General features: G+C 39.5%; 20 protein-coding genes and 1 pseudogene. 13 read left to right on the top strand and 8 right to left on the bottom strand.

What is annotated here, in order from left to right:
- Window positions 1–77 precede the first annotated feature (77 nt).
- Window positions 78–422: a type II toxin-antitoxin system PemK/MazF family toxin gene (locus FJR09_RS17350; RefSeq protein WP_041458587.1), complete on the bottom strand. Its 345-nt coding sequence runs from the start codon at window positions 420–422 to the stop codon at window positions 78–80.
- A complete protein-coding gene (locus FJR09_RS17355; protein WP_015083417.1) occupies window positions 409–639 on the bottom strand; it encodes a hypothetical protein in 231 nt (76 codons plus the stop codon). Before FJR09_RS17355 ends, FJR09_RS17350 begins: the two co-directional genes overlap by 14 nt.
- Window positions 640–1,333: 694 nt before the next feature.
- Between FJR09_RS17355 and FJR09_RS17360 the strand changes: the two genes are divergently transcribed.
- The 4 genes and pseudogenes from FJR09_RS17360 to FJR09_RS17375 all read left to right on the top strand — a co-directional run bounded on the left by FJR09_RS17360 (window position 1,334) and on the right by FJR09_RS17375 (window position 4,305).
- Window positions 1,334–1,552: a DUF4327 family protein gene (locus tag FJR09_RS17360; protein ID WP_015083416.1), complete on the top strand. Its 219-nt coding sequence runs from the start codon at window positions 1,334–1,336 to the stop codon at window positions 1,550–1,552.
- A gap of 499 nt (window positions 1,553–2,051) precedes the next feature.
- Window positions 2,052–3,330 (top strand): annotated as a pseudogene (gene iscB / locus FJR09_RS17365) (RNA-guided endonuclease IscB).
- Window positions 3,308–3,712, top strand: coding sequence for a Uma2 family endonuclease (locus FJR09_RS17370; RefSeq protein ID WP_323294673.1), 405 nt, complete (start codon window positions 3,308–3,310; stop codon window positions 3,710–3,712). The pseudogene iscB and the gene FJR09_RS17370 overlap by 23 nt, the downstream one beginning before the upstream one ends.
- Window positions 3,713–4,023: 311 nt before the next feature.
- On the top strand, window positions 4,024–4,305 hold the full coding sequence (locus FJR09_RS17375; protein WP_371260418.1) for a Uma2 family endonuclease: 282 nt from the start codon (window positions 4,024–4,026) through the stop codon (window positions 4,303–4,305).
- On the opposite strand, the gene FJR09_RS17380 is transcribed toward FJR09_RS17375, so the two are convergent.
- The 3 genes from FJR09_RS17380 to FJR09_RS17390 all read right to left on the bottom strand — a co-directional run bounded on the left by FJR09_RS17380 (window position 4,291) and on the right by FJR09_RS17390 (window position 8,230).
- Complete coding sequence (locus FJR09_RS17380) at window positions 4,291–5,547, bottom strand: protein kinase (protein WP_015083415.1); 1,257 nt, start codon at window positions 5,545–5,547, stop codon at window positions 4,291–4,293. The genes FJR09_RS17375 and FJR09_RS17380 overlap by 15 nt on opposite strands.
- A 35-nt stretch (window positions 5,548–5,582) precedes the next feature.
- Window positions 5,583–7,490 (bottom strand): serine/threonine phosphatase, encoded by a 1,908-nt coding sequence (locus tag FJR09_RS17385; protein WP_168652780.1) that lies wholly within the window; start codon window positions 7,488–7,490, stop codon window positions 5,583–5,585.
- A 155-nt stretch (window positions 7,491–7,645) separates the two neighbouring features.
- Window positions 7,646–8,230 carry an rRNA large subunit pseudouridine synthase E gene (locus FJR09_RS17390; RefSeq protein WP_015083413.1) on the bottom strand — a complete coding sequence of 195 codons (585 nt, stop codon included), beginning with the start codon at window positions 8,228–8,230 and terminating at the stop codon, window positions 7,646–7,648.
- A gap of 182 nt (window positions 8,231–8,412) precedes the next feature.
- Between FJR09_RS17390 and FJR09_RS17395 the strand changes: the two genes are divergently transcribed.
- Both FJR09_RS17395 and dnaK read left to right on the top strand, forming a co-directional pair.
- On the top strand, window positions 8,413–9,276 hold the full coding sequence (locus tag FJR09_RS17395) for a phosphodiester glycosidase family protein (RefSeq protein WP_168654152.1): 864 nt from the start codon (window positions 8,413–8,415) through the stop codon (window positions 9,274–9,276).
- Between the two features lie 656 nt (window positions 9,277–9,932).
- Window positions 9,933–11,831 carry a molecular chaperone DnaK gene (gene dnaK, locus FJR09_RS17400; RefSeq protein ID WP_168631942.1) on the top strand — a complete coding sequence of 633 codons (1,899 nt, stop codon included), beginning with the start codon at window positions 9,933–9,935 and terminating at the stop codon, window positions 11,829–11,831.
- Between the two features lie 556 nt (window positions 11,832–12,387).
- Here dnaK and gatC read toward each other — a convergent pair.
- Window positions 12,388–12,678 (bottom strand): Asp-tRNA(Asn)/Glu-tRNA(Gln) amidotransferase subunit GatC, encoded by a 291-nt coding sequence (gene gatC / locus FJR09_RS17405; protein ID WP_015083410.1) that lies wholly within the window; start codon window positions 12,676–12,678, stop codon window positions 12,388–12,390.
- A gap of 17 nt (window positions 12,679–12,695) precedes the next feature.
- On the opposite strand from gatC, the gene FJR09_RS25935 reads away from it, so the two are divergent.
- Genes FJR09_RS25935 through FJR09_RS25940 form a run of 3 tightly spaced genes read left to right on the top strand, consistent with a single transcriptional unit; the run spans window position 12,696 to window position 13,078 of the window.
- Window positions 12,696–12,818 carry a hypothetical protein gene (locus tag FJR09_RS25935; RefSeq protein ID WP_256370266.1) on the top strand — a complete coding sequence of 41 codons (123 nt, stop codon included), beginning with the start codon at window positions 12,696–12,698 and terminating at the stop codon, window positions 12,816–12,818.
- Window positions 12,819–12,962 (top strand): hypothetical protein, encoded by a 144-nt coding sequence (locus FJR09_RS25415; protein ID WP_168652310.1) that lies wholly within the window; start codon window positions 12,819–12,821, stop codon window positions 12,960–12,962.
- Window positions 12,956–13,078, top strand: coding sequence for a hypothetical protein (locus FJR09_RS25940; protein WP_256370267.1), 123 nt, complete (start codon window positions 12,956–12,958; stop codon window positions 13,076–13,078). Before FJR09_RS25415 ends, FJR09_RS25940 begins: the two co-directional genes overlap by 7 nt.
- Before the next feature lie 139 nt (window positions 13,079–13,217).
- On the opposite strand, the gene FJR09_RS17420 is transcribed toward FJR09_RS25940, so the two are convergent.
- A complete protein-coding gene (locus tag FJR09_RS17420) occupies window positions 13,218–13,739 on the bottom strand; it encodes a photosystem I assembly protein Ycf3 (RefSeq protein ID WP_168631941.1) in 522 nt (173 codons plus the stop codon).
- A 182-nt stretch (window positions 13,740–13,921) separates the two neighbouring features.
- Entirely contained in the window at window positions 13,922–16,390 is a 2,469-nt protein-coding gene (priA, locus tag FJR09_RS17425; RefSeq protein ID WP_168652977.1) for a primosomal protein N', read from the bottom strand.
- A gap of 1,067 nt (window positions 16,391–17,457) precedes the next feature.
- Between priA and FJR09_RS17430 the strand changes: the two genes are divergently transcribed.
- The 4 genes from FJR09_RS17430 to petJ all read left to right on the top strand — a co-directional run bounded on the left by FJR09_RS17430 (window position 17,458) and on the right by petJ (window position 20,130).
- Entirely contained in the window at window positions 17,458–18,627 is a 1,170-nt protein-coding gene (locus FJR09_RS17430) for an RpoD/SigA family RNA polymerase sigma factor (RefSeq protein ID WP_015083407.1), read from the top strand.
- A 12-nt stretch (window positions 18,628–18,639) separates the two neighbouring features.
- Complete coding sequence (locus FJR09_RS17435; protein WP_174783330.1) at window positions 18,640–18,984, top strand: hypothetical protein; 345 nt, start codon at window positions 18,640–18,642, stop codon at window positions 18,982–18,984.
- Window positions 18,985–19,048: 64 nt separating this feature from the next.
- A complete protein-coding gene (locus FJR09_RS17440; RefSeq protein WP_168653719.1) occupies window positions 19,049–19,534 on the top strand; it encodes a GNAT family N-acetyltransferase in 486 nt (161 codons plus the stop codon).
- 257 nt (window positions 19,535–19,791) lie between these two features.
- Window positions 19,792–20,130 (top strand): cytochrome c6 PetJ, encoded by a 339-nt coding sequence (gene petJ, locus FJR09_RS17445; protein ID WP_168653718.1) that lies wholly within the window; start codon window positions 19,792–19,794, stop codon window positions 20,128–20,130.
- Window positions 20,131–20,401 lie beyond the last annotated feature (271 nt).

Below are 20,401 nucleotides of genomic sequence, written 5' to 3' on the forward strand. Positions count from 1 at the left end.
AAAGCTCTACTTTGTGTATCCATAATTTTGTTTTACATTGATACCTAATTGTTAAAATCATAAATTTTAATTGACCGTCAATGTAGTTTACTTGTGCTACTTTTTGAAGTGCGGAATGTGGGTTCTAAAATCCCCACCAACCCTAAAACCCGACGATAATCAACAGAACGAATTTGAGCAACATCAATAAAACGATCTTTATCTAATCCATTAGTTGCTGTTGCTTTGATATTGACAATATAGGGAGCTTGCTTACTTCCTGGTCGAAATGGCATCACAATTGTTAATAATCCATATTGATTCATAATATCATTTTGAACTATCAAACAAGCACGGATTTTTTGTGCTTCTGCTCCCACCGTTGGATCAAGATTTACCCAGCGAATTTCACCCCGTTTATAAGTTAAATTACCCTCTGGCATTAATACCATCTCCAGCTACATTATCCCAAGCAGAAATCTCATTTTGATATTCTAAATCTTTTGCATCTTCTTGGAGTGCAGCAATTATTTCTGCTTCTAAAATTTTGCGTCTTTGTTCTGCTAATAGTGCATTGATATAGGCACTACGATTACCTTTTGCTTGTTGATCAATAAATCTGAGAATGTCTTCTTCTAAAGTAATTGTGACTTTCATCATTATGTATGACTTATTCATCTTACTAATCAATCATACCACTTTTTTAACAATTTGCAAATACTCTGTATTCTCCGTGTCTGGAGTGGTTCGTAAAAAAAAGGATTCTGGTAAGTTGAAGGAATGCGATAGCGTAAGTGCTGACTTGTCAGTTCGCTGTTTGGGAGGTTGAGGAGATGCGATAGCGAACGCATTGCGTCCCGGAGGGAACTAGCGTGACCTAGGAATCGCTTTTATCTTAAAATGGAATCCATTCCAACTTATCTATCCATTCTTCCCCTTCAGTGAATAAAAACGGGTTGCAGGTCTAAAGGTAGATTTGTTCCCTAATTAGGCTAGACTAGCAGCGCAACTCCTTCAATTCGGGGAAAACAATTACCTATTTACATTCATCCCACAATTAAAATTGAGAAATTCGTGTCAATTTTCTCTACTTGCGTTATCATGGCGATGGCAAGCCTAAAAACCTTGTAGACTGGATATTGCCACCACTTTTCAGCCTAAATAGCGGTTAGTAGTAGTGATTACCGGACAAAACCGAATTCCCAAGCAACTTACTCTTGTTAGTTATGGTATAGTGGAAAAGTTGGAACTAGCTTTGCCAAACCATAATTGCTCTACGCGCAGGTAATAATTGCAACCGGAAAGCTGTTTTGATCAAGAATTTACACACAAAAATCTGAAATACACCGAGTTTATGATTCAGCAAGTAATTCACCCAATGGTGAAATTGCAGCGCAACGTGCAATCACTCGTAGAATCCAATATTATCAAACCCAATGATAGGATTTGGAAAATTGCCTTACTCTATGGCGATGAATGGCAACATTGGAAACAAGAATTGCTAGACTTTGGATTTAGCACTCAAGATCCAATTGGTGATTTATTAGCAGTAGAAAAGTGGGACGACGATTAAACATCTAAATTAGATCGGCTATATCTAACATAGCTTGATGTAAATACGCCTACCTCTACCTATAACAAGGATGGTGCTTAATCCTTGTTTTTATGGTAGGTGTAATTCCGCCGAGATTCTATTATAGATTTAGCACAATATTGATCTGGGATTCAGTATCTTAACATAGCATTTTTATCAAGGTAGGTAAATTATGGTTCAAACCTTACCTAAAACCCAGTTAGTAACCTTTGAAGAGTTTATTAAATGGAAACCAGAAGGCGGATTTTATGAACTGCATGAGAGCATAAATAAACGGAGTAATCTGTAGTTTATGTGAACCAAACCACCCTGAGCGTAGTCGAATGGGTAAACGTTATCTAGGTCATAACACCTTGGGATTCGCTAGTCCCCTGCCATGTTGCTACTTATTAAACAATCCGCAAGGATAGTGTATTTAGCATAACAAGCTCAGATAACAAGGTTGAAGCAAACATTACCCTGAAAAGGTGAAATTTAAATGTCTAATTTTGTTCTAGTTCTTGATACCAACAAAAAACCACTTACTCCAATTCATCCAGGAGATGCACGTTTTTTATTAAATCAACAAAAAGCTGCTGTATTTAGAAGATTTCCATTTACCATAATTTTGAAAGAACCTAAATCTGAAGTTCCAACTCAACCGATTGAATTAAAAATAGATCCAGGGAGTAAAACTACAGGTTTTGCGTTAGTTCAAAATAATAAAGTCATCTGGGGTATGGAATTACAACACAGAGGTTTAGCTATTAAAGAAAGCCTAGAAACTCGAAAAGGAGTAAGGCGAGGAAGACGTTCTAGACATACTCGTTATCGTCAAGCTAGATTTCTTAACCGCACTAAACCTCAAGGTTGGTTAGCACCTTCTTTAAGCCATAGAGTTTTAACTATTAACACTTGGGTCAAAAGATTATGTAATTTTGCCCCAATAACTGACATAGTTCAAGAGCTTGCTAGGTTTGACCTACAGCAGTTAGAAAACCCGGAGATATCAGGCTTTGAGTATCAACAAAGGAGAGTTACAAGGGTATGAAGTCCGTGAATATCTTTTGAATAAATGGAATAGAAAATGTGCATACTGTACTGCTGAAAATGTCCCTTTACAAGTTGAGCATATTAAACCAAAAGCCAAAGGAGGAACTAATAGAATTTCTAATTTGTGTCTAGCTTGTGAAAAATGCAATATCAAAAAAGGTACTCAAGATATTGAGAAGTTTTTAGCAAAAAAGCCTGAGTTGTTGAAGCAAATTTTATCCCAAGCCAAGCGGACACTAAAAGATGCGTCTGCTGTAAATTCAACGAGATGGGCTTTATTTAATAAGTTAAAAGAAACTGGATTACCTATAACAACAGGTTCAGGAGGTTTAACTAAGTTTAATAGAACTCGTTTAGGATTGCCTAAAACTCATTGGATTGATGCTGCTTGTGTAGGAAAAGTTGAAACTCTCAAAATACTGACAACAAAAATTTTAACAGTAAAAAGCACGGGGCATAGTTGCAGAAGATTCTGTAGGATCAATAAATTTGGTTTTCCTTGCACTGAGCCTAAAAAAATATTCACTCATGTTTCTACAGGAGATTTTGTTAAGGCTACTTTGCACAAAGATCGTAAAAACATAACTTCTGGAAAGTATGTAAGTCGTGTTAAAACTCCCACAAAAAACGGATGTGAGATTGTTATCAATGGTTTTAGAGTTGAATTTTCAACAATGAAGGATATTACTAAGGTTCATTGTAGTGACGGATATAGCTACGTTTGACTACGGAAAACTACAATTTTATGAGATTAAATGCAGAGACGGGGAAATTATTGAGATGAATCCGCCATTAGGAAAACACGAAAGCAGAACTGGATTTTTAACTATAGAATTAGCTATAGAGTGCCGCCGCTTAAATCTTCCCTATTTTATTCCCAAACAGGCATTAGTTAAACCGCAAACAAGGCAATCAGCCTATTGTCTAGATGTTTTGTTGATAAATCCCACAAACCTAGTCAATGAAGCCCTGTGGGAAAAAACAGCAACGGTAACTCAAGGTGATTCTGTACCATTAATCATCGAAGTGGTGAGTAGCAATTGGCGAGTTGATGACTATAGAAAATATATTGACACTCTGCGGTCTAAAGACACGCAGATTCTTTAAGACCTGCTTAAAAAGGATAGTCAATTATCCTCCTAGACGCTCAAGGCAACTACCAGTACGACAGGTATTGCAATTGCGCTTACTTTTGATTTTTTTTTGCTGCTTTTGTGAGTCCATCAATTTTTAATGTTAAACGCTCCATGATTTACCATTGCTTGTTTACCCAGGCTACAGCTATGCCGAGACGAGATAAATCAGGGGTTTCTCCTTAATAAAACACTTCTTTGCGCTGATGGTTATTCCTACTTGCTAATTAATTCTATCATGTCACCGCGAATAAATAGAGCCTCCGGCACGCTCCGCGAACGCCGTTGGCACTTCCTCCACGCATCTATTGCCAAGTGGCTTCCGTGCCTTTCGTTCTATTTGGTGATTATGAAGAAATGGGAATTAAAGAATACTGGATTGTTGATTATCAACCTTTTGGTGCTGGTAAATTCGTTGGTGAACCAAAACAACCTACCATATCAGTTTGTTCTCTAATTGGTGATGAGTATGAAATTAACCAATTTAGAGACAATGAGCCAATAATTTCCCGGATTTTTCCTGAATTGAAGTTAACCGCTCACCAGATTTTGCTAACTGCTGACTGATCTTAATGCTTGAGCCAAATCTTTTGCAGTATGATAGCGATCGCGTGGTAAAGGTTCTGTCACACACTCAATTACCTGTCTTAATTGATCAGTGATTGTGGGAATACCTTTAACCTCAAACCGAAAATTCCGTCCCCTTTGCCGATAAAATTTTAAAGGATTTTCCCCGGTTAATAAAAAAATTAACGTCGGACCAATAGCATATAAATCAGATTGGGTAAGAGGTTGTCCCCGTTCCTGTTCAGGAGCGCAAAAGCCTTCAGCACCGATTCTGGTCCCTGGTTTTGTGCCAATTTCCTTAACAGCACCAAAATCCAACACCACAATACTATTATTACCACCACGCACCATTAAATTAGCCGGCTTAATATCCCTGTGAATTAGTGGTGTTTGTTGGTGATGAAGATAATCTAGAATATCACAAGTTTGTACCATCCAAGCGATCGCCTGTTTCGGAGTTACAGGCCCAGTTAAGCGAATTCGTTTGTCTAAATCTTGTCCATGAATTAACTCCATAGCCAAGTATTTTTTACCATCTTCCACAAAAAAGTCATAATATTTGGGAACTCCTGCATGATTAAGATGCTTGAGAATACTAGCTTCTCGCATGAATAACTCTTGAGCCTTGGGAATTTTCACCATATCAGCATTCATCTGTTTGATTACCAGTAATTGTGGTACACCAGTAATTTCACCAACACTATCCCAAGCTAAATAGGTAGTACCCATGCCACCCTTGCCAATAGTGCGTAATACCTGATAATGACGAATAGTCTTTTGTACCAAAATTGGTTGACCACAGTGAACACAAAAGACATTCTGGGGATGATTCCCCTCATGAGTACAACCAGTGCTGGAGTATTCTGGGGTTATCTTCTGACTAATTTCCCCATCTCCTGACGGTGAAGGTTGGATAAGTAGAGAAGATAATTCCTGAATCTGTACCTTGAGTAGAGGACCACCTTGAGCTAATAGCAGTAAAGAATTATCAGGAACGATACATTTAGTCACCAAAGAGCCATTGAGGAAAGTGCCATTAGTCCCGTGACTAATTAATTCCCAATCATCTCCTCCGGCATTAGTAACTAATTTCAGTTCTAAATGATACCGAGAAACTAAATTTTCAGCCAAAATAACGTGATTATCTACCGCCCGACCGATGCGAACGACGGTAGAACCCTCAAAGCACCACTGTTTAAGCGGTGTTTGTGTGCTTTTTTCTAATAGGGTCAGAGTAATCACAATACAACCTAAAATTTAAGATCAAAAAACTAATTTTATAAGCAACTTTGCTGAGATGGGCGGACTTTCACCCGTACCAGTATAGCTGTAATATTATCATGACCGTTATGTTCATTGCCCAATTCAATTAAATTTTGAATACCCGTTTCTAAGTTACTAGCAGAACTTAATAAGGGTTGAAGATGAGTTTGCCAATGAGTTTCTAGACAGTCATTATCTGATAAACCATCTGATACCAATACCAGAAGCATATCTTCATTGATCTCAAAGAACGTCACATCAGGATGGAGAGAATCTTCATTGCGTGGACCCAGAGCTTGGGTAAGTTGGTAAGCATCTGCACGTCCATAAGCGACACTCGGTTCTATCCCCCTAGCAATTTCTCGTTGACCAACTTCATGATCTACAGTTATTTGTTCTAGTCCTTGCTTGCGGGTCAGGCAATAAACACGACTATCTCCCACATGAGCAATTGCGGCCTGATTATCCTGAAGTAACAGCATGACCAAAGTAGTACCCATGCGACCAATACCGGAACGGGCTTCTTTTTGATTAAGCTCATAAATAGCTTGATTAGCTAAATAAACCGCATGACGGATACATTCCCTCCGAGGTAATTCTGTATTTACCCAGGTTTCTTGGAAGTATTTACGGATAGTCTTCACCGCTAATTCACTGGCTACTTCACCTCCAGCATGACCACCCATACCATCACAAAGAATATATAAACCCTGTGCTGTAATCGTGCTATTTCTTGGTAATTCTACCTTGTGAACCTGACTATCAACACAAAAATAGTCTTCATTGTGATTGCGTTGACGACCAACATCAGTAGATGCTGCATATTCCAAGCTACTTAGCTGCATGGATAGCACCACAGTTGGGGCATCATCAGTCTTGGTTTCCGTTTCATCACCTAGTTGCAAAATAGTTGAAGAAGCATTGAGTTTTTCCTGAGTAAATATTTCTGCTGTTTTTTCTAACTCCGATAGCGTTCGCGGAGCGTTCTGGAGGGAACTAGCTCTGCTACAAGCAGTTCGCAATTGTGTCAGAGTTTGAATATTCCCAGATTCTATATCCTCTAATATCTCTACCACACAGCCAAATTGAGTGCATTGGGATTCTCTAAACAAAGTTTGCCACATCTGGCCCAAACTTTTAATAGTTAAGAGCTTCTCATTATCAGGATATAACTTTTGTAATACCAAAGCTTGGTCTTCATCTAACCGCAAATTTGATAACTCCAACAAACTTTGGCGACAATTCACAGCTTCGAGTAACTCCCAAAGTTGAGTCATCTGATCAAACCAATGTAAAATTTCCACCGGGCTGGTTGTGTCTTTTTGCCAAACATCAAGCAACATAGGATAATTGGATCTATCTGCCAACAAGACTATTTGCAGATCATCTTGCTGCCAAGCATCATGAATTTTGGGTATTCCTGGGTGGATCTTCATCTGCAATTCTAGATAAGCTGGCGCTAGATCCGGAATTGTCATTGTATCGATCTTAGTTTCATGCTCAAGCATGGCCCCAATCAGTGATATTTCGTAAGGTTGGCAATCTAGAACCTTGACTTCTCTATAATCCCCAATCACTTGTGGAGATTCTAATAAGCGATAACGCTGCTGAGAATCTAAATAAGAATCTAAAACAAATTTGGAAAACGGACTAGAATCACCACTCTCGTCCGCTATATTTTCTAAATTTTGGGTTAATTCCGCAGTTTTTGCCATAACAGAAACTACCTGATCTACTGCGTGAGTAATGAGCGCGTACCAAACTGTGCTAGATTCTGCACCACATTTATAACAATACTGTGCATCTAAAGCTATATCGGCACTGCATTCAGAGCAGATTTTATGAGCTAAGGATGTACCACAGCTTTGACAAAACTTATTACTATCAGGGTTTTCAAATTTACACTGGGGGCAAATCAGCATAGTGGGAGTTCCTTGATTTTCCTGCTAAGGTGCTTTCAGTCTCTCTAGCCACGAACATTCCAACGGGACAGAATTAAATGACTAAAATTATGTAACTTGAGAATTAAGTGGTATTGTTAACACTCTTTTGTATACTGGTATTACAGTCCCTTAATCTATCTTTCCGGTGAATGATTTAATCTTGTGACTTCTAAGGAAGTGAGTTCTCGCCATTGTCCTGGTGATAAATCATCTAATTGAATATTACCAATACTTATTCTGATTAACCGCAAGGTCGGAAAACCCACAGCAGCCGTCATGCGACGGACTTGGCGGTTTTTACCTTCAGTTAGGGTCATTTCTAGCCAAGCAGTGGGAATACTTTTGCGAAATCTAATCGGTGGAATGCGTTGGACTACGGATGGTTCTTCTAACAATAACCTAACTTGAGCAGGACGAGTCCGGTAATCTTGAATTTCTACCCCACTTTGTAGCTGATTAATTGCATCAAGATCAGGAATGCGTTCCACCTGCGCCCAATAGGTACGTTGATGACCAAAACGCGGATGTGCCAGACGATGCTGTAACTGTCCATCATTTGTTAACAACAGCAACCCTTCACTATCCCAATCTAAACGCCCTACAGGATAAACATCGGGAACATCTATATACTCTTTCAGAGTGATATGTTTGGGACTTTCTTGGGTAAATTGGCTCAAAACCCCATAGGGCTTGTGAAAAATAATATACCGATTGTTCATAAGATATAGGAGTCAGGAGTCAGGAGTCAGGAGTCAGGAGGCAGGAGTTAGGAGGAACAAAGAAGAATAGTTTTCACCACTTACCACTTACCAATTACCAATTACCTGTTCCCTGTTCCCTGTTCCCTGCTCCCTGTTCCCTCTCTCAACAAATGAATTTAATTTTGTCAGACTACTCAATTATGACAATTAGCAAAATCAGCCGCAGATCCTTTTTATTCCTTGGTGGTGCAACCTTAGCACAAGGATTAACCTTAACATTACCTAGTTATGCCCAAACTGTACAGGTAAACAAAAGTCAAATTAATGGTATTCCTTTTTATCAAACCATAGTTGACCTCACAGATCCAAAAACCTTTATCACCATGGGTTTAGCCAAAAACGCCGCTTTTGCGAATACCATTCAAAAAACCAGTGGTGATGAAGAATTTAGTAAATTAGTGGCGCGTTATAAGGCTGCCGTAGTTGCTAACGGCACATTTTTTGCCAAAAATCCCCAAAAAACGGTTATGGGTAACATGGTAGCCGGGGGAAAATTTGTGAAATACAGTCGTTGGGAAAACTTTGGGACTACTTTGGGATTAGGAGTCGGTAATAAACCAGAAATGGTGACAGCCAGAATAGACGGCAAACCAGAATGGAATAAACATTGGTTTTCCCTAACTTGTGGACCAAGATTATTGCGACAAGGGGAAATCCGGTTAAACCCCAGGATTGAAGGTTTTAAAGATCCTGCTGTTTTAGGTAATAGCGCCCGAACAGCAATTGGTTTTACTCAGGACGGCACAAAACTGATTTTAGCCAATTTTGAAATTAACCTCACTTTACAACAAGAGGCGGAGGCAATGAAAGCGATTGGTTGTTATGAAGCTATGAATTTAGATGGTGGAGCATCTAGAGCCTTAGCCAACAAGACTAATATTATAGTTCCTGCCGGTAGACCTTTGACTAATGTAATTGTCATTTATGATGTCACCAATCCTGCCCCAACGGACTTGCAACAGGCATGGCTGAAGTTTCAACAAGGGGAACGTCCTGCTTCGTAAATAATTGACAATTACCAAGCCCCTTATTACGGAGTAAGGGGTATCATTTTTAATTTTTAATTCTTAATTTTTAATTCCCGACAGGGTTTGACGGCAAATACGACTATAAAGTTACGGTTCACCCCAATTCCTCAAAGTATTAATTACCATACATTAGTCAATGTGAAAGCACATAAATCCATGAACCCACTAGACATAATTTATAAAATTCACCGTTCCCCTAACGGTTCGGTAAACCACCCTTCATGGAATACCACTGAGTTTATGTCAGTAACCCAGCCCTAAAGGGACTGAGCTTGCAAAAGTAATCAAGCAAGCTGTACTGACCAGTCTAAGTCTTCACTGACTACGTTTTTTGAGTCACGACACCGGGCGAATGCGTAGCTAGTTCCCTGCTCTGTCGCTTGTGATTAAACAGTTTCAAGGTCACTGAAACAGTGTTGCAAGCCTAACAAGCTCTTAAAACATTGACGTTCGCGCAAGCGTGCCGGAGGCATTCAGCTAACATTACCCCAGAAATGGGAGGCTCTTCGGAGCAATACATTATGCGTACAGAGTTGGGAAATTTGAATCGGTTTGTTATTGACATTTAGTTAATGCAATTTTATATTCTCTCTGAGTTCATTTAGTAATTTTATACGGAGCAAACACCCAAAATGGCAAAGGTAGTTGGAATTGATTTAGGTACGACAAACTCCTGCGTGGCAGTAATGGAAGGTGGTAAACCCACCGTTATCGCTAATGCAGAAGGTTTTCGGACAACACCCTCAGTAGTTGCGTTTGCCAAAAATGGCGACAATTTAGTTGGTCAAATCGCTAAACGCCAAGCGGTAATGAACCCCGAAAATACTTTTTATTCTGTAAAACGCTTTATCGGTCGTCGTTTTGAAGAGATTACCAATGAAGCTACAGAAGTTTCTTATAAAGTTCTCAGTAGCGGCGGTAACGTTAAAGTAGATTCTCCCGGTGCTGGTAAACAATTTGCACCTGAAGAAATTTCTGCGAAGGTTCTTCGCAAATTAGTGGAAGATGCTAGTAAATACCTGGGTGAAACCGTTACCCAAGCTGTAATTACCGTTCCTGCTTACTTCAACGACTCCCAACGTCAAGCCACAAAAGACGCGGGAAAAATCGCTGGTATTGACGTTCTCCGCATTATCAACGAACCTACCGCTGCTTCCTTAGCTTATGGTTTTGATAAAAAGAGCAATGAAACTATCCTCGTATTTGACTTGGGTGGTGGTACTTTCGACGTATCTGTTCTGGAAGTAGGTGATGGTGTATTTGAAGTATTATCAACATCTGGGGATACTCACCTGGGTGGTGACGACTTTGATAAAAAAATCGTTGATTTCTTAGCGGAAAAGTTCAAAAAAGACGAAGGGATTGACCTGCGTAAAGACAAACAAGCTTTACAACGTCTGACTGAAGCGGCAGAAAAAGCTAAAATTGAACTTTCTAGCGTTAGCCAGGCAGAAATTAACCTGCCATTTATTACCGCTACCCAAGAGGGTCCCAAGCATTTAGATACAACTTTAACTCGCGCTAAGTTTGAAGAACTTTGTTCTGATTTAATTGACCGTTGCCGCATTCCTGTGGAAGATGCGCTCAAAGGTGCGAAGTTAAATAAGACCAATATTGACGAAGTTGTTCTCGTTGGTGGTTCTACCCGGATTCCCGCTGTTCAAGATGTGGTTAAACGGGTGTTAGGTAAAGAACCTAACCAAACTGTTAACCCTGATGAAGTGGTAGCTGTTGGTGCTGCTATTCAAGCGGGTGTTTTAGCTGGTGATGTTACAGGTATCTTGTTGTTAGACGTAACACCATTATCCTTGGGTGTAGAAACCTTGGGTGGGGTAATGACTAAGATTATTCCTCGCAACACTACAATTCCTACCAAAAAATCAGAAGTGTTCTCTACTGCGGTGGACGGACAAGGTAATGTGGAAATTCACGTTCTCCAAGGTGAGAGAGAATTTGCCAATGATAATAAGAGTTTAGGAACTTTCCGTTTGGATGGTATTCCTCCTGCTCCCCGTGGTGTTCCCCAAATTGAAGTGACTTTTGATATTGACGCTAACGGTATTCTCAACGTTGCGGCTAAGGATAAGGGAACTGGTAAGGAACAATCTATTAGTATCACTGGTGCTTCTACTCTGGATAAGAATGATGTAGAACGCATGGTCAGAGAAGCTGAACAAAACGCTTCTTCTGATAAGGAACGTCGTGAGAAAATTGAACGCAAAAACCAAGCTGATTCTTTAGCTTATCAAGCTGAAAAGCAGTTGGAAGAGTTGGGTGATAAAGTCCCCGCTGCTGATAAGACTAAGGTTGAAGGTTTGGTCAAGGAAGTAAAAGAAGCAGTTGCGAAAGAAGATGATGCTCAAATCCAGAAGTTAATGCCAGAACTGCAACAAGCTCTGTTTGCTATTGGTAGCAATATCTATCAACAAGCTGGTGATGCTGCTGGCGCTGCTGGTGCTGAACCTCCAAGCGGTGGTTCTGCTCCTTCTGGTGATGATGTCATTGATGCTGATTTTACTGAAAGCAAGTAGTTTCACAAAGGGCGGGGAATTCCTGCCCTTATTTGATTAATACCCACCTAGCCCAATGACTGGATGGGTATTTTTTATGGTAGTTAAATTATTTATGGCGAGACAGTTCTTCCTTATCAATTTCATGATAACAAATTTAAAAGCAAATGTCAACCCTCTTGATCTCCATTTTTAGGGATTTTTCCACTCTTCTAAACTCGATTTAGCTTGATAAATTACAATAGCGTGTAATGTGCCAGTCGGAATACCCCCTCTTCTCCCCCTGCTTGCCTTTACCCGTCATTTTTGGATTGACAGACTACTAGTTGTCCGGTTCGAAAAAATACAACTCGGTTTTTTTGACATTAGTATACGGAAAATAGTTGTCAAATACTTGGCAAATAAAAAATCATCTGCTATATTAAACTCATACCCAAAAACCTAATCCCCTAATCCCCTGTCCCTACGGGGATGTAGAGACGTTCCTCGGAGCGTCTCTACTCTTTTGTGTTGATATTGCAGTAGAAATTGAAGAGAAAGGAAAAGATTCTTTCCTATATCTTCAGTCAGTTCCTAACTAATCAGCATTAAGAATTTTGGGAACTCGGAAAAAATCACCTTCCTGTTGAGGCGCACTGCTGAGGATTGCTTCTCTGTCAGGACAGGGTTGAAGAATATCTTCTCTGGTAATATTGCTAACATCAATAGCTCTGGTTGTCGGTATTACATTGGTGACATCCAGTTGATTGAGTTGTTCTATATAATCCAGAATACTACCCAGTTGAGTAGTAAATTGTGCTTCTTCATCTGCTGTTAATTCTAAACGAGCGAGATTAGCAACTTTACGAACTTGTTCACTATCAATCATAATTTGTCCGTTGTCCGTTGTCCGTTGTTAGTTGTCCGTTGTCAGTAGGGGCGAAGCATTTGGAAGATAAATTATCGGTCATTGCCAAAAATAGTCCTCCAAATGCTTCGCCCGTACAGTTGTTAGTTGTCCGTTGTTAGTTGTCCGTTGTTAGTTGTCCGTTGTCAGTAGGGGCGAAGCATTTGGAAGATAAATTATCGGTCATTGCCAAAAATAGTCCTCCAAATGCTTCGCCCGTACAGTTGTCCGTTGTTAGTTGTCCGTTGTTAGTTGTTAGTTGTTAGTAGGGGCGAAGCATTTGGAAGATAAATTATCGGTCATTGCCAAAAATAGTTCTCCAAATGCTTCGCCCGTACAGTTGTCCGTTGTTAGTTGTCCGTTGTTAGTTGTTAGTTGTTAGTTATCAGTAGGGGCGAAGCATTTGGAAGATAAATTATCGGTCATTGCCAAAAATAGTTCTCCAAATGCTTCGCCCGTACAGTTGTCCGTTGTCAGTTGTCAGTTGTCATGTAAAATTGTATAACCGACTAATGACTAAGTTAAAAGAATATGTCAATTTGCGATCGCCCGGTGGTTTTGATCCAGTTTTGAGCTTCAATATAGTTATTGGGAGCCATGCGAATTGCTCTAATCCAATAATCTGCCGCTTGATCAAACAATGCCTCTCCACCGTCATGATCTCCGGTTTCCTTAGCCCTTTCACCTTGAAAATGATAAATCACCGCAATATTATTCAAGGCTTGGGGTAATTGTGGATTTAACTCAATGGCCTGATGATAATACTCTAAAGCCTTATTATGATCACCGTTACTGGCATAAATTAAGCCCGTATTATAGAGAATATAACTCCGATCATTGGAGTCTTCTTCCATTTCTAAGGCTTCTTTATAGTAGTCTAGAGCTTCAGCGTATTCGCCTTCTGCCTGTGCGGACATCCCATCTCGGTAATAAACAAAGGCTTCTTTAGCTTTTCTGTTGGTTGGCAATATCTTGAGGATGATATCTGCCATCACGGTAAAGGATTTGTCAACAAAGTTATCGTTTTTCTGTGTTCTTGGCATATTTGTCTCTATGGTTTCTTCATGGCAGCATACCGCTAATTTAACTAATTTTTGGGGGTTTGAGTTATTGCAAATTAATATGAAGCTGCATGAAGTAAGATTTCCTGAATTATTTACCGCAGATAAACGCAGATAAACGCAGATGAATTAATGGATTTTATGATTCGTTTTAAATCATTCGACTACATAATATTAATCGGATCTACATCAATTGTTAAACTGACAGAAGCAGGAGAAAGCGCTCGCACTTCTGGCCAATCTGGTAAATTTGGTAAAGCGTCAGGATCAAACTTGAGTAATATTTGCCAACGATAACGGTTAGCTACTCGTAAAATACTAGCTGGTGCAGGTCCCAATATCTCAAATCCTTCTTTATTGTTCAAAAATGTAGCAATGATTTGGGCTGTGTTTTGGACTTGAATGGGATCTAAACTACTTAATCGTAATAAAATTAATCTCCCATAGGGAGGATAATTCAGAGTTTGTCTTTGTGCTAACTCTGCATCAGCAAAAGATTGATAATCATGTTTTTGCACTGCTTCAATAATCGGATGTTCTGGAGTATAGGTTTGGACAATTACCCTCCCTGGATCATCCCCTCTTCCTGCCCTTCCCGCAACTTGGGTCAAAGTTTGAAATGTGCGTTCATTGGCGCGATAATCAGATAAGTGCAATAATCCATCCGCAGCGACTACACCCACAAGGGTAACTTGGGGTAAATCTAACCCTTTTGTCAGCATTTGTGTCCCTACTAATAAATGGGCTTCACCATTAGCAAACTGGGTAAGAAGTTTCCGGTGTGAACCTTTAGTGGTGGTGGTATCACTATCAAAGCGAATTATTTTCAAATTGGGAAATTGCTTAGTTAATTCCTGCGCTACCCGTTGAGTACCGCTGCCAAAAAACTTTAAATAAGGGGAACTACATTCGGGACAATGGGGAGGATGTAAACGCCCATAATTACAATAATGACAGCGCAATAATTCCGGCGCTCCCTCTTCCACATGATGATAAGCCAGGGATACATCACAATGGGGACATTCCAACACATAACCACAACTGCGACAAGAAACAAAGGTACTATGTCCGCGCCGATGAATAAATAATATTCCCTGTTGTTGTCTTTCTGCTAATTGTTGCAGCGCATTTTGCAGCTTTCTACTAAAAATAGACCGATTTCCCTCTTTTAACTCTTGACGCATATCCACGATTTCCACAGGTGGTAATGGGCGCGAGTTAATGCGTTCTGGTAATGATAAATATAGTTGATTTCCACTTACCCAACTTTCTAAAGAGGGAGTCGCAGAACCTAAAATTAGGGGACAATGTGCTAATTCGGCTCGCCATTGAGCGATGGTGCGGGCGTGGTAAGTGGGAATAGGAGAATCTTGTTTAAAGCTGCTATCGTGTTCTTCGTCCAGGATAATTAAGCCTAGATTGGGTAAAGGAGCGAAAATGGCGCTGCGAGTCCCGATGATGATTTGCGGCTCTCCTGTGAGCATTTGTCGCCAGGTGTCGTAACGTTCACCGTCAGAAAGGGCGCTGTGATAAACGTGGACTTTGTGACCAAATCGGGCGCGAAATCTATCTGTAAGTTGAGGTGTGAGGCCGATTTCGGGAACTAAAACAAGGGCCGATTTTCCTTGTTCAAGTAATGGTGCTATGGCTTGTAAGTATACTTCTGTTTTTCCTGAACCTGTCACCCCATGTAGCAATACTTGAGCAAATCCGGTTAAGGAATTAATCGTTTCTAAGGCGTTATTTTGGGCTGGTGTTAAGGATTTTGCCCAATCTGCGGCTACTGTGGGGCCTTGTTCTCTGCGTAATATTTCCCTGTCCTCAATGACTATATAGCCTTTATCTGCTAAGGCTTTTAGGGTGGAAGTGCTGGTACTGCAAAGTTGTAATAATTCACTTTGCCATATTTCTCCCCCTCGTCGTCGCAAAACTTCCACAATTTCTTTTTGACGGGCTGTTAAATCGTCATGATTATTATCTAGAAGTGTGACAGCTTTTTGTAATTTAGGTTTGGTAAGTTGTGGCGGTTCTAAATAATTTTCGGCTAAACCTAAGCGGATTAATTCCCGAATTCCGCGATATGCGGCTTTAACTTTTTGTTGGATGTAGTGATAACTATAGTCTGCTGTTGGGGTTTTTTCTAAAAGTGTAATTACTTGCTGGGCTATAGGACTAATATAAATAGCAAGATTTTTTTTACCCAGAGAAGTCAAGCGTAAACGACGTTGTGATCTTCCTAATAAGCCTGGTGGTAAAGCGACGCGAATTACTAAAATTAGAGGTGTATAGTAATAGGCTGCAACACGGTTGAGTAATGTCCAATAACCAGGAGGAAAAAACCCTTCACTAACTACATCTTCTACTTCCCGAATTTTTTCTAAGGGAATATCTAGATTCGGTTCAGTTAATAAGCGGATAGCGATCGCCCCTACCTGTGTCGCACCAAAGGGAACGCTTAAAATATCTCCTGGTTTGATTGCTAACTGTGCTGGGATTTTATAGGTAAATAAATCTGAACATCCTGGACAGTCTACAAGCACTTCCACCCATTCAGGTAATTTTGCTGGAGATTGATATGATCCTCCTGGTTCAGCTACAGCGATAACAGATGATTTTGCACCAATACTATACATAAATTTTCGATTTATAAACAAATATTGTATTCACAGACTTCGTTAATTCTATCCTTTGGTTTTACTTTGTGTAAATAGTATTTTACAATACTTCAATTACCCATAATCCTTGATAATCTCTAATTTATGTAATCTACTAGACAAATTAGCTTCTACAATTTAGGCAATAAATAATTGAAGATTGAAAGTTTAAATTTGAGCAAGTAGCTTACACAGTCTTGATCAGATTTTTTAATGCTTTGTTGACTTACCGACTGGGATACTCAAGCTGCAAAACCTATCTTGAGAAATATGCCGAAGTAATGAGTAATCATGAGTAAGTAGGTAATTAAGTGATTAAACTTCCAGATTTTTATGTGATTTGTAACATCTTGATTAACTAGTAAATTATGTTATTAATCAATCATGAGATTGAGCTACGAAATAAGGCATAGAGTTTTTCAACCTATTGATAGATATTAAATATTTTTTCAATATGAGATGCTTTTAAACGATAAATATTATCCGGATTAGAAGTTACCATTTTTGTAATTTGGATCATTTAGTAAATTTTCGGAGAGATAAATAACTCTAGTACCAAAATGGCGATTTATTCAATTACTCTGATGATTTCAGCCGGACAAACCTGAAAACTTTGCAAAAAATACACGAAAATTTAATATATATCATTTTTCGGTGATTTATCACCTTTACACGGAAGCTATGTACAGACTACAGGCAACAAGCAACTGATTTTTCCCCAGATCATTTAAGATAGATAGATAGGCTTCTTTCTCTATGTTTTTGATATTTGTTAAAGTTAGTCTTAGGGGGTTTGACCTATTTAGTAATCAAGAAAAGCATAGAGAATATGTCTATTGGGTTTCTGAAAAAAATAGTTTTTTGTGAGTGCTAAAGTCGTTAATGATTATAGGTCGTATCTAGCCATAACTCAAAATAATGGACAAATACTGATTTCCATTCCAGACGAGGAATGATTAAAAAGAGAAGATTTTGCTAGAGAAGAAGGGTGTATTTGTCCTCAAGGGAAAACTACCAAGCCTGAAAGAGGCTGTTGTCATGAAATTATGTACCAAACAAAGCAACCATCTCTAACGGAAACTATGAATCTTGCTGAATTGGGAACAATGGAAATACTAGAGAATATTACTGATCATGAAGAACCATCAATTGAGAGTTTAGATCAAGTAGTATATGAAGATGCTACAATTGTCGAAAACTTGGCATCAGAAGAGCGCAATGGCGATGACATGGCCGCAGCCCGTCCTTCGGGATATAATAAAACCGAAAATGATGATGCTGTTGGCGCATTTTTTAAGGAAATGGCGCGTTATCCCCTACTCAAACCTGATGAAGAAGTAGAATTAGCGCGACGGGTGAGATTTTTAGAAGAAGTCAAAGAATTGCAAGCAGCTTTGGAATTACAACTAGGAGCGCAGCCTAGTAAGGTGCAGGTGGCTTCGCAATTAGAGATAACAGAAAAACAACTGGAAAGCCGCTTGTATCAAGGTAGAGTGGCCAAGCGAAAAATGATTCGCTCCAATCTCCGGTTAGTCGTATCTATTGCTAAACGATATTTAAATCGTGGTGTCCCTTTTCTCGATTTAATTCAAGAAGGAGCAATGGGTTTAAACCGCGCTTCTGAAAAATTTGATCCTGATAAAGGATATAAGTTTTCTACTTATGCTTATTGGTGGATTAGACAAGCAATTACCAGAGCGATCGCTAATGATGCCCGAACTATTCGCTTACCAATCCATATTGTTGAGAAACTTAATAAACTAAAAAAAGCCCAACGGGAACTCAAACAAAAACTCGCTCGGAATCCCACAGAGGCCGAAATGGCCGAAGCTTTGGAAATTACAGTTCACCAACTGCGTCAACTTCAACAACTGCGTCGTCAAGCCCTGTCCCTTAACCACCGTGTCGGTAAAGAAGAAGACACAGAATTAATGGATTTGCTAGAAGATGAAGACAACCAGTCTCCCGAAGCCAAAATGAACGAAAACATGATGCGTCAGGAGATTTGGGAAGTTCTCGGAGACGTACTCACCCCACGAGAGAAAGATGTCATTTCCCTGCGCTATGGACTCACTAGCAGTGAACCCTGCACCCTAGAAGAGGTGGGGAATATGTTTAACCTTTCCCGCGAACGAGTCCGTCAAATCCAAAGTAAAGCCATGCGAAAGCTACGTCGTCCCCATATAGCCAAGCGTTTAAAAGGTTGGTTGGTATGAGTCATTAGTCAGTTGTCAGTAGGGGCGAAGCATTTGGAAGATAAATTATCGGTCATTGCCAAAAATAGTTCTCCAAATGCTTCGCCCGTACAGTTGTTAGTAGGGGCGAAGCATTTGGAAGATAAATTATCGGTCATTGCCAAAAATAGTTCTCCAAATGCTTCGCCCGTACAGTTGTTAGTAGGGGCGAAGCATTTGGAAGATAAATTATCGGTCATTGCCAAAAATAGTTCTCCAAATGCTTCGCCCGTACAGTTGTTAGTAGGGGCGAAGCATTTGGAAGATAAACTATCGGTCATTGCCAAAAATAGTTCTCCAAATGCTTCGCCCGTACAGTTGTTAGTTGTCTGTGGTTAAAAAAAATTAGACATCTTGAGTATAAAATGTGAACTAATGACCAATGACTAATGACCAATCACCAATGACTAATTTAATTGTCCGTTTTGCCGAACCCAGTGATGCTCATACCTTATTTGCCTTAATTCAGGGACTTGCTGAATATGAAAAACTATCTGATGCTGTTATTGGCAATGCTGAAGCCCTCAAGGATCATTTATTTGGTTCACCAAAATACGTAGATGCAATCCTAGCCGAATTTGAAGGTAAGGTTGTAGGTTTTGCCCTATTTTTTCATAATTATTCTACATTTCTCACCAAGCCAGGAATTTACTTAGAAGATATCTTTGTTTTGCCGGAATATCGCCGCCAAGGTATTGGTAAAGCACTTTTGTCCAAAGTAGCCCAAATAGCTGTAGAAAGGGATTGTGGGCGCTTAGAGTGGAGTGTTTTAGATTGGAATGTGTCAGCGCAGGCATTTTACCGGAATATGGGTGCAGATATTTTAGAAGATTGGCGGATTTGTCGGGTGACTCAAAAGGATCTGACCCAATTAGCCAAGCAAAAATGAAGTTTAAAAGATAAAGGGTAAATATAGCAAATTTTCCTTTTATCCTTCATTATTAATTTCTTTTTGCTCTTCTTCAATTTAAATTCATATAAGTTTACATTTTGTCTAAACCCTGAAGCTATCAATCAACTAATCTCAAATTCTCAATTATTTCAGCCAAGTTTGACAGTCTGTCGTTTGACTAATGCAACGAAATTAAATGAGAATTAGGGAGGATATTTGTACCGATTCAGACATTGTTATCGAGAGAACACCAGATGAAAAAGATTGTCTCAGTATTATTATTAGGCATAGCTATCTTCAACTTTGCCTTCAGTAGTCCTGCTTTGGCCGCAGACGCAGCCAGCGGAGCTAAAGTATTTAGTGCTAATTGTGCTTCTTGTCATGCGGGTGGCAGAAATTTAGTTAATGCTGCCAAAACCCTGAAAAAAGCAGATTTGGAAAAGTACGGTATGTACTCGGCTGAAGCAATTGTTTATCAAGTTACTAATGGTAAAGGTGCTATGCCAGCCTTTAAGGGTCGGTTAAAAGCAGAGCAAATAGAAAATGTAGCTGCTTATGTCCTACAACAAGCTGATAACGGCTGGAAAAAGTAAATTTAGATCTAATTTGATGGCTTAACAATGTGCGGGGCTTTTTGTCCCGCTCAGTCTTTTTATTAGTAATTAAGTAGGTTAGCATTGAAAATGGTCGTTATGGCAAGGCAAGAGGCAAGAGGCAAGAGGCAAGAGGCAAGAGGCAAGAGTGAAGAGGGTTTGGGCGATTTTACTTTTCGTTACATATTTCGGTTTTTTCCGTTCACCTACTTAGATTTAGTAACCACTGTGCAACCAAAAATATCATCAGCATGGTAAATGGCTTTTCTTT

The sequence above is a fragment of the Dolichospermum sp. UHCC 0406 genome, from assembly GCF_009712025.1.
GTDB classification, from domain to species: Bacteria; Cyanobacteriota; Cyanobacteriia; order Cyanobacteriales; family Nostocaceae; genus Dolichospermum; species Dolichospermum lemmermannii.

Coding starts and splice junctions, on each gene's coding strand:
- FJR09_RS17350 (WP_041458587.1), bottom strand. CDS start 422: ATGCCAGAGGGTAATTTAACTTATAAACGGGGTGAAATTCGCTGGGTA.
- FJR09_RS17355 (WP_015083417.1), bottom strand. CDS start 639: ATGATGAAAGTCACAATTACTTTAGAAGAAGACATTCTCAGATTTATT.
- FJR09_RS17360 (WP_015083416.1), top strand. CDS start 1,334: ATGATTCAGCAAGTAATTCACCCAATGGTGAAATTGCAGCGCAACGTG.
- FJR09_RS17385 (WP_168652780.1), bottom strand. CDS start 7,490: ATGCTGATTTGCCCCCAGTGTAAATTTGAAAACCCTGATAGTAATAAG.
- FJR09_RS17390 (WP_015083413.1), bottom strand. CDS start 8,230: ATGAACAATCGGTATATTATTTTTCACAAGCCCTATGGGGTTTTGAGC.
- FJR09_RS17395 (WP_168654152.1), top strand. CDS start 8,413: ATGACAATTAGCAAAATCAGCCGCAGATCCTTTTTATTCCTTGGTGGT.
- dnaK (WP_168631942.1), top strand. CDS start 9,933: ATGGCAAAGGTAGTTGGAATTGATTTAGGTACGACAAACTCCTGCGTG.
- gatC (WP_015083410.1), bottom strand. CDS start 12,678: ATGATTGATAGTGAACAAGTTCGTAAAGTTGCTAATCTCGCTCGTTTA.
- FJR09_RS17420 (WP_168631941.1), bottom strand. CDS start 13,739: ATGCCAAGAACACAGAAAAACGATAACTTTGTTGACAAATCCTTTACC.
- priA (WP_168652977.1), bottom strand. CDS start 16,390: ATGTATAGTATTGGTGCAAAATCATCTGTTATCGCTGTAGCTGAACCA.
- FJR09_RS17430 (WP_015083407.1), top strand. CDS start 17,458: ATGTACCAAACAAAGCAACCATCTCTAACGGAAACTATGAATCTTGCT.
- FJR09_RS17440 (WP_168653719.1), top strand. CDS start 19,049: ATGACTAATTTAATTGTCCGTTTTGCCGAACCCAGTGATGCTCATACC.
- petJ (WP_168653718.1), top strand. CDS start 19,792: ATGAAAAAGATTGTCTCAGTATTATTATTAGGCATAGCTATCTTCAAC.